The sequence below is a fragment of the Streptomyces sp. NPDC051020 genome (assembly GCF_040683105.1).
Classification (GTDB): Bacteria; Actinomycetota; Actinomycetes; order Streptomycetales; family Streptomycetaceae; genus Streptomyces.
Genome location: NZ_JBFBCG010000159.1, coordinates 1 through 7,893 on the forward strand (window position 1 = coordinate 1; position 7,893 = coordinate 7,893).

The 7,893-nt window shown below is 67.9% G+C and carries 10 protein-coding genes and 1 pseudogene; 7 read left to right on the forward strand and 4 right to left on the reverse strand.

All coding sequences use genetic code 11. The features are described 5' to 3' along the window. Nucleotides 1–75 precede the first annotated feature (75 nt). Complete coding sequence (locus AB0N06_RS37420; protein WP_366139137.1) at nt 76–423, forward strand: sulfurtransferase TusA family protein; 348 nt, start codon at nt 76–78, stop codon at nt 421–423. Between the two features lie 69 nt (nt 424–492). On the opposite strand, the gene AB0N06_RS37425 is transcribed toward AB0N06_RS37420, so the two are convergent. Then, the gene (locus tag AB0N06_RS37425; RefSeq protein WP_366139138.1) at nt 493–1,140 is read right to left on the reverse strand and encodes a GntR family transcriptional regulator; all 648 of its coding nucleotides are present in this window, start codon (nt 1,138–1,140) and stop codon (nt 493–495) included. Nucleotides 1,141–1,340: 200 nt separating this feature from the next. On the opposite strand from AB0N06_RS37425, the gene trxB reads away from it, so the two are divergent. The 3 genes from trxB to AB0N06_RS37440 all read left to right on the forward strand — a co-directional run bounded on the left by trxB (nt 1,341) and on the right by AB0N06_RS37440 (nt 3,885). Beyond that, nucleotides 1,341–2,324: a thioredoxin-disulfide reductase gene (gene trxB, locus AB0N06_RS37430; RefSeq protein ID WP_366139139.1), complete on the forward strand. Its 984-nt coding sequence runs from the start codon at nt 1,341–1,343 to the stop codon at nt 2,322–2,324. Between the two features lie 75 nt (nt 2,325–2,399). Further along, nucleotides 2,400–2,765 carry a thioredoxin gene (gene trxA, locus AB0N06_RS37435; protein ID WP_366139140.1) on the forward strand — a complete coding sequence of 122 codons (366 nt, stop codon included), beginning with the start codon at nt 2,400–2,402 and terminating at the stop codon, nt 2,763–2,765. A gap of 133 nt (nt 2,766–2,898) precedes the next feature. Further along, nucleotides 2,899–3,885, forward strand: a complete 987-nt coding sequence (locus AB0N06_RS37440; RefSeq protein ID WP_366139141.1) for a DsbA family protein — start codon at nt 2,899–2,901, stop codon at nt 3,883–3,885. A 150-nt stretch (nt 3,886–4,035) separates the two neighbouring features. Here AB0N06_RS37440 and AB0N06_RS37445 read toward each other — a convergent pair whose 3' ends face one another. Next, nucleotides 4,036–4,440, reverse strand: a complete 405-nt coding sequence (locus AB0N06_RS37445) for an IS110 family transposase (RefSeq protein ID WP_366139142.1) — start codon at nt 4,438–4,440, stop codon at nt 4,036–4,038. A 343-nt stretch (nt 4,441–4,783) separates the two neighbouring features. On the opposite strand from AB0N06_RS37445, the gene AB0N06_RS37450 reads away from it, so the two are divergent. Together AB0N06_RS37450 and AB0N06_RS37455 are read left to right on the forward strand one after the other, a co-directional pair. Then, nucleotides 4,784–5,164: a transposase gene (locus AB0N06_RS37450; RefSeq protein WP_366139143.1), complete on the forward strand. Its 381-nt coding sequence runs from the start codon at nt 4,784–4,786 to the stop codon at nt 5,162–5,164. A gap of 59 nt (nt 5,165–5,223) precedes the next feature. Continuing rightward, nucleotides 5,224–5,760, forward strand: coding sequence for a hypothetical protein (locus AB0N06_RS37455; protein WP_366139145.1), 537 nt, complete (start codon nt 5,224–5,226; stop codon nt 5,758–5,760). On the opposite strand, the gene AB0N06_RS37460 is transcribed toward AB0N06_RS37455, so the two are convergent. After that, on the reverse strand, nt 5,717–6,508 hold the full coding sequence (locus AB0N06_RS37460; protein WP_366139147.1) for an IS5 family transposase: 792 nt from the start codon (nt 6,506–6,508) through the stop codon (nt 5,717–5,719). The genes AB0N06_RS37455 and AB0N06_RS37460 overlap by 44 nt on opposite strands. 292 nt (nt 6,509–6,800) lie before the next feature. Further along, nucleotides 6,801–6,914 (reverse strand): annotated as a pseudogene (locus AB0N06_RS37465) (transposase family protein); the annotation flags it as partial. 413 nt (nt 6,915–7,327) lie between these two features. Here AB0N06_RS37465 and AB0N06_RS37470 point away from each other — a divergent pair. Further along, nucleotides 7,328–7,893 (forward strand): IS110 family transposase (locus AB0N06_RS37470; RefSeq protein ID WP_366139146.1); only part of this gene is annotated, 566 nt, incomplete at its 3' end.

Below are 7,893 nucleotides of genomic sequence, written 5' to 3' on the forward strand. Positions count from 1 at the left end.
CATGCTCTGCCGGAGCTTCAAGTCCCGTATCTGGGTGCGGTATTCGTGTGAGGTGTACTCCGAACCGCGGTCCGAATGCGTGATGCAGCCCTCCTGGTCGACGGCACCGGTCTCCTGTGTGTCACCCTCCTGCTCCGCCTGCACAAGGAGATCGACGGCGCCGCAGCCGGCACCGTCGCACACATCGTGGCCACCGACCCGGCTGCCCCGCTCGACCTGCCCGCCTGGTGCCACATGACCGGCCACCACCACCTCGGACCCGCGCCCGGTCACGGCTGGGGACCGGTACGCCCTTCGCCTCGCCGCCCAGCCGACGCCGACCCGGCCCGGCGCACCCTGGCACCGGGCCGAATCCGAAGAGCGCCGTGCCCCAGCCGCGCCAGGACACAAGGATCGAGTGCGCCCGGCTCGATCTCCCGCTGACTGACCGCATTCCGCGGTGTGCAGACTGGTGCCTGGGTTGCGGTGGGACCGGGGAGTCCGTCCCCGGCCTCACATGTGCAGTTGGCGCAGTCCGGAGCTGTAGGTGTCGCCGACGTGGGACCGCAGCACATCGGAGAACCCCGGAACGTCGTCGGCGCGGAGCCGGGCGATCAGCTCCTCGTGCTCGGCGATGATGTCCGCGCAGCGTGCCAGGAGTGTCTCTCCGTAGCTGTAGAGCAGGAATCGCTGGCGGTCCGCGATCCGGTCGTTGAGTTCGAGCATGACGAGGTTGTCGCCGGCTTCGACGAAGGAGCGGTGGAAGGCGATCGTGAGCTCGATGAAGCCGTCGAGGTCACGGTCGGCGAGCGCCTGCTTCTGCTGGTCGATGCCTTGTTCGAGCCGCGCGGCCAAGGCGGCCCTGTGCTCGGTCGTGGCGCGCTGGACGGCGGCGCCCTCCAGGATGAGCCGGGCTTCGGCGAGGTCCCTGACGGTCTTCTCGCTCAGCCCGCGCACGAGAGCCCCGCGCTTCGGGAACACGGTGATCCAGCCCTCGTCCTGGAGACGGACGAGCGCGGCCCGCACCGGCGTACGGCTGACACCGAGATCGGCGGCGAGGCCGGCCTCGCCGAGCATCGTGCCGGGTTGGTGGGTTCCGTTGAGGATGGCCTCGCGGATGGCCGCGTAGGCCCGCTCGGACGCGCTCTCGCTTATCGACATGGACCCATCTTCCCCACGGCGGGCAGTCGGCGGGTAACCGCGAGGACCACCCGCCCCTGGATCCCTCCGAATGCGACTCGTGATCCACAGTAATTAGTATCCAAGTTGTGTGCATCTGGAATACATGCCGGATGATGCTGGTTGAAGCACGCCAGAAGGCCCGTTCCGGCGGCTCTTCCCGAAACAGAAGGGATCTTCCCGTGCGGCAGATCATCGTCATCGGCTCCGGCCCGGCCGGCTACACCGCCGCCATCTACGCCGCCCGCGCCAATCTGCGGCCGCTGCTGATCGCCTCCTCCGTGGAGGCGGGTGGCGATCTCATGAACACCACCGAGGTCGAGAACTTCCCCGGCTTCCCCGAGGGCGTCATGGGCCCGGACCTCATGGACAAGATGCAGCGGCAGGCCGAGAAGTTCGGTACCGAGATCCTCTTCGAGGACGTCACCGCCGTCGACCTGACCGGTGACGTCAAGAAGGTCACACTCGCCTCGGGCGAGCAGCACGAGGCTCTCGCCGTGATCTTCGCGAGCGGCTCGGCGTACCGCAAGCTCGGCCTGGCGGACGAGGACCGCCTGTCCGGGCGAGGTGTCTCCTGGTGCGCGACGTGCGACGGCTTCTTCTTCCGGGGCCGCACGGTCGCCGTCGTAGGCGGCGGTGACTCGGCGATGGAGGAGGCGACCTTCCTCAGCCGCTTCGCCGACAAGGTCTACGTCATCCACCGCCGCGACAGCCTGCGCGCCTCGAAGATCATGCAGGAGAGGGCCTTCGCCGACGACAAGATCGAGTTCGTGTGGAACGCCGAGGTCGACGCCATCCACGGTGACGACAAGGTCACCGGAGTCACCCTGTCCGACACCGTCACCGGCGTGAAGCAGGACCTGGAGCTGCAGGGCCTGTTCGTCGCGATCGGCAACGACCCGCGCGTCCACCTCGTCCACGGACAGCTCGACCTGACCGAGGACGGCACGATCGCGGTGGACGGCCGCAGCTCCCGTACGAACCTCGCCGGTGTGTTCGCCGCGGGCGACGTGATCGACCCCACCTACCGCCAGGCGGTCACCGCCGCCGCGTCCGGAACGGTCGCGGCCCTCGACGCCGAGCACTACCTGGCCACCCTCCCGAAGACCCTGCTGGCGAACATCGTGGCGGCCGCGTCCGACGATCTCGCCACTGCCGCCGTCTGACCCGAGAAGGACGTAGACCAAGGCGGCGACCGCCCCGCCTCTCAAACAGCCCCTCCCCCTGAAAGGCAGTAACCGTTGAGCACCCTGGAACTGACCAAGGAGAACTTCGACGAGGTCGTGTCGAACAACGACTTTGTCCTGATCGACTTCTGGGCGGACTGGTGCCCGCCGTGCCGCATGTTCGGCCCGATCTTCGAGGCCGCGTCCGAGCGCCACCCCGACCTGGTCTTCGGAAAGGTCGACACCATGGCACAGCCGGAACTCGCGCAGGCATTCGACATCCAGTCGATCCCGACGCTCGCGATCATCCGGGACAAGGTCGCCATCTTCTCCCAGCCCGGCGCCCTGCCCGAGAACGCCCTGGAGGACCTGATCGCACAGTCGCGGAAGGTCGACATGGACGAGGTCCGCCAGCAGATCGCCGAAGAGCAGACGAAGTAGGGGCCAACAGCCCCCGCAGGACGGCCGAATCAGCGGAAACCGGGCCCGGGCTCACCGGGCCCGCCCCCTTGAGCCGGGCCGTCACCAGAACTCTCAGCGGCAACACCTCGCAGGATGCGACGAGAAGGACCGAATGCGAATCGAAGTTTGGGCCGACCTGGTCTGCCCCTGGGCGTACATCGGCAAGCGCCGCCTGGAGAAGGCACTGGCGACGCAGGCGCTGGCCGGTCTCGGCGCCGAGGTGGTGTGGCGGCCGTACCGTATCGATCCGACCGCTCCCGCGCAGGCCACCCCAGCCGAAGAAGCTGCCGGACCCGAGCCGGAAAGGGGAGCCGACCCGCTCCAGTGCGCGGTTCCTCCTTCCCCGGAGCGTGCCCTGGGGCTCCTCGCGGAGATTGCGGCCGAGGAAGGGTTTGGGACCCGTTGGGGAGCTGTATGGCGGGCCAGCAGTCATGACGCACACCGTCTCGTGTTCCTGGCCTACGATCACGGTGGCAGCACGGCCCAGGATGTTGTTGTCGAGCAGGTGATGAAGGCGCACTTCCTCGACAGCGCCGACATCAGCGACCACCGCCTGCTCAACGACATCGCCGACCGCACCGGCATCCCCGATGCCGCGGCCCTCCTGGACAGCGGCGCCGCCGACCACGAGGTACGTGAACTCCTCCTCATCGGCAAGGCTCGCTCCATCGCGACCTCGCCCACCCTGGTGGTCGGCGACCGGGCACTCGCCGGCGCCCAGCCGCCCGAGGTGATCGTCGACTTCCTCACCGCCGCCGCGAGCGTACGTACGCGGGAGATGCCCGAGGAGGTCCGGCGCCTGCGCTGGTCGGAGTCCCTGCTGGAGCAGCGCGACCCTCTCGGGGCCCTCACCCTGCTCCAGCCGCTGCTCGACCACCACGGCGACGACCTGAACGTACGACGGCTCGCCGCCCGCGGCTACTTCCACTCGGCCCAGCTGTCACGGGCCCACGACGTGCTGCGGCAGTTGGTGGCGGACGCGCCGGACGACTCCTACGCGCGGCTCATGCTCGGCCGCACCCTCCGGCGACTGGGCAGAGACGAAGAGGCCGCCGTGCATCTGAAGATGGCAGCGGCCATGACACCCGACTTCGCCTGACAGTGAGGATGTAGATGGCACTGCTCGGGGGCCTGACTCTCCGCCTGACTGACGCTCCGGCTGTCCTTTGGTTGAATCGTCGGTCGCCCGGGCGGTGCCAGCACGCACCGCGCCGGTCGGGCGCCTGTGACCTAATAGCGCCTCTGTGTGTCAAGCGGCTTGAGCGAGGTGGGTCCGTTGGTCGCGTTTCATGATCCGGTAGACCACGTTGGACAGGCGTCGTTTGAGGGCCCTGCGGGCTTCGGATGGCGTCTTCCCCTCGCTGATTTTGCGGAGGTAGTAGTCCTGCCCGCGCCCGCCGTCGCGGATCTGGCAGACGGCGATGGTGTGCAGAACCGAGTTCAGCGCGCGGTTGCCGCCAGTGTTGAGCCGGTGGCGGACGTTGTTGCCGCTGGAGGCGTCCAGGGGTGCGCTGCCGGTGTAACTGGCGAAGTGGTGTTCAGTGGGGAACCGGTTGACGTCCCTGATGTGGCCGATGACCTTCGCGGCCAGCACGGTCCCCAGACCTGGCAGGGTGGTCAGCGTGGTGCGGGTGGCGGCGACGGCCTCGCGCATTTCGGCTTCGTTGTCCTTGACCTGCCGGTCCGGTCCAGGCGGCGCAGGTCGGCCAGCAGGTCACGGGCTATGTCCCGGCGGCAGTTGTCGGTGGCCGTGACCGGCCGGATTCCCTTCATCAACAAGTCAGGAGCCCGGCCAAAGGTCCCGTCACTGTCTTGTCCTGCTGCCAGACCGGCGCGTGCCATCCCTCGCGCGTCGCACGGAAGGACAGCAGCAACCAGCATGGCAGACGAGATAGCGGTGGTCGGTGGCGTGGACACCCACACCGACCTCCACCATGCCGCCGTGATCGACTCCATCGGTCGGCATCTGGCCACCGAGTCGTTCCCCACCAGCCCTGATGGCTACCAACGATTGCTCGCACGGCGACGTCATGGCCGTCGGTGTCGAGGGCACCGGGGCATACGGCTCCGAACTCGCGCGGTTCCTGCGGGCGAACCGGGTCACCGTGGTCGACGTGGACCGGCCCGACCGCAGAGCCCGCCGCGCGAACGGCAAGTCCGACCCCGTCGACGCCTACGCCGCCGCGACCGCAGTCTTGTCCGGCCGCGCGGGCGGCACCCCCAAGACACGCGACGGCATCGTAGAAGCCATCCGTTCCCTGCGCGTGGTCCGCCGCTCAGCCATCAAGTCCCGTACCCAGACCATCAACCAGATCCGCACCCTTAGAAGCCGTTGTCTTTCCGTGCGTGATCGACGGGTTTCCGCTGGTCGTGGATAGGTGCGGTAGGTCCGTGGGAGTAGTGGCCTGTCACGTCTTCACTCCCCGGGGGGTCTCGAATGCCGTCGGTCGTCGGACTACTGGAACAGCGCGAGGTCTCTGCTCGGCGTCGAGTGGACGGGCTGCGTGAGGAAGCCGACCGTATCCAGGCCGAGTTGGCCGCAGCGGAGAAGGAATGGCAGGAGTGGGTAATCGCCCGACGGCGGGTCGACACGGTTCTGGCCCCGGACGGTGCCGCTGACGCCGGAGTTCAGGACCCCGCCAACCCGAGGAACATGGACACGCAGTCGACGTCCCGTGATGCGGCCAGACCGAAATCGCAGGTGCCGGTGTGGCGTCAGGGGATGACCTTGTCGGTGTTGTCCGTCGACTACCAGCGCATTCTCCAAGCCCTCGCGGACCGTGCCCGTCTCGGGCAGGGTCCGCTGACCTGCCAGGAAATGGCCGCGGTGTTCGGTATGGACGTGGTTCCAGCCCGGGTGGAGGCATTGCGGTCGAAGGCCAAACGCCTGGTCGCCCGCGGCTGGCTGGCCGAGCCAACACCCGGCCAGTTCACTCTCGCCCCCGCAGTGGCCGGCCCAGGCGACGGGTCATGAGCCCGATCATCGACCAGTAGACCATCGCCTCGGCACTGGCGATGCGGCGCTCAAAGTCGCGGACCAGGCGGCGGCTTCGCATCAAGTGCGCGAAGCAGCGCTCCACGATCCACCGCTTGGGCAGCACGACGAACCCCTTCACGTTGTCGCTGCGCTTGACAATCGCCAGGACCAGGGCGAACGTGGCCAGACAGTGCTCGATCAGACTGCCGGTGTAGCCGCCGTCGGCCCAGACGAGGGCCAGGCGGTGGTGGATGGTGGCCACCTGTTCCAGCAGGACATGGGCGGCGGCGCGGTCGCCGACATCCGCAGCGGTGACCATCACGCCCTGCAGCAGGCCGAGGGTGTCGACCACGACGTGCCGCTTGCGTCCGTTGACCAGCTTGCCGCCGTCGAAGCCGCGACTGTCAACGCCGACCACGGCGTCTGCCTTGACCGACTGCGAATCGATCACCCCAGCCGTCGGCTGGGCATCACGCCCCGCCTTCTCGCGGACCTGCCCGCGCAGCCGGTCGTGGAACTCCCGAACCAGGTCATGGTCGCGCCAGCGGCGGAAAAACGCATAGACCCGGTCCCAGGGCGGGAAATCGGCCGGCATCGCCCGCCACTTGATCCCGTTGTCCACGAGATAGCCGATCGCGTCCAGCATCGCGCGGTGGCAATACGCCTCCGGCTGCCCGCCCCGGCCCCGCATGCAGCCCGGCACAGGCAACAGCGGCCGCACCACTGCCCACTCCACGTCCGTCATGTCGGTCGGATAACGGCGCTCGCGCAGGGGATTGTCGGCAGCGTTTCCGAACCGGTGAGCCAGGCAGTCACACTCCTGGGTGGCCGCGGTGGACTGCACAGGCATCAGCACGCAAGACTGCGACATCAGGGCCTCCTGATGCTCGGTGATTCGACACCAGCGAGCTGTTCAGGAGGCCCTCCTCTTATGCGCCGAGCACCCGACGACCACCCGATCGGGACGACCGTTCGATCACCAAGTCCCAAGAGCGGTACGACAACGGCTACTTATCGTCACCGCGCCTGGTGAGGTCCGCGAGATGGGCGTAGGTGTCGCCGCAGCGCAGGTGGGCCAGGACGAGCAGGGCCTGACGATGAGCAGGCAGGCGCCGCCAGCGGGTGCCGACCTGACGGCGGCGCTCGGCCAGCTGCCGGGTTGACCTGGGCTGATCAGTTTTGGTGTATGGCTGTGGTCGGTTCGTACTGCTGTCTCGGCGGCCGTAGCAATCACGGGCGCGGGTCCTGGGGTGAAGTTCTGATCTGCAGGTTTGTCAGTTGGCTGGTTGGGTGATCAGCGTGTCATTTGCGCTGCACATGGTTCATATTCAGAGAGCTCTACCTTCTTGATCGGGTCGATCGAGCCATTCGTAGGGTTGGATCACCCAGGGGTCCCGGGTGTGGCTATCAGAGGGCTGCCCCTCGTGGCTCGAAACGCTTCGCCACCCGGCACCCCACGACGACTCGGCCGCCGATTAGGAAGTGCGAACAAGTCGCTGCGTAGAGCAATGCCGGCGAGGTCGTCCGTGGTACGAACAGCACGAACACACACCTCAGGAGCACGATGAGCCGGATATGGGCGGGAATCGACAGCGGCAAGAACCACCATCACGGCCTCGCGCTGGACGCTGATGGCAACAGGCTGCTGTCGCGGCGCGTCGCCAACGACGAGACCGAGCTGCTGAAGCTACTCAGTGACGTCCTGGACCTGGCCGAAGGCCGAGAGGTCACCTGGGCCATCGACATGACCGGCGGCGAGCCCGCGCTGCTGCTGGCCCTGTTGGTCAGCCACGGCCAGGAAGTCCTCTACGTCCCCGGACGGCTGGTCAACCGGGCCTCCGACGGCTACCGCGGCGAGGGCAAGACCGACGCCCGCGACGCCTACGTCATCGCCGACCAGGCCCGGATGCGCCACGACCTGCGGTCCATACGTCCCGGCGACGAAGCCGCCATCGAACTGAAGTTGCTGACCGGGCGGCGGACCGATCTGGTCGAGGACCGCACCCGCGCGGTGAACCGGCTGCGCGGCACCCTGTTGAGCATGTTCCCGGCCCTGGAACGCGCCCTGGACGTGACCAACACCGGCCCGCTCAAGCTGCTGACGGGCTATCAGACCCCGGCCGCGATCCG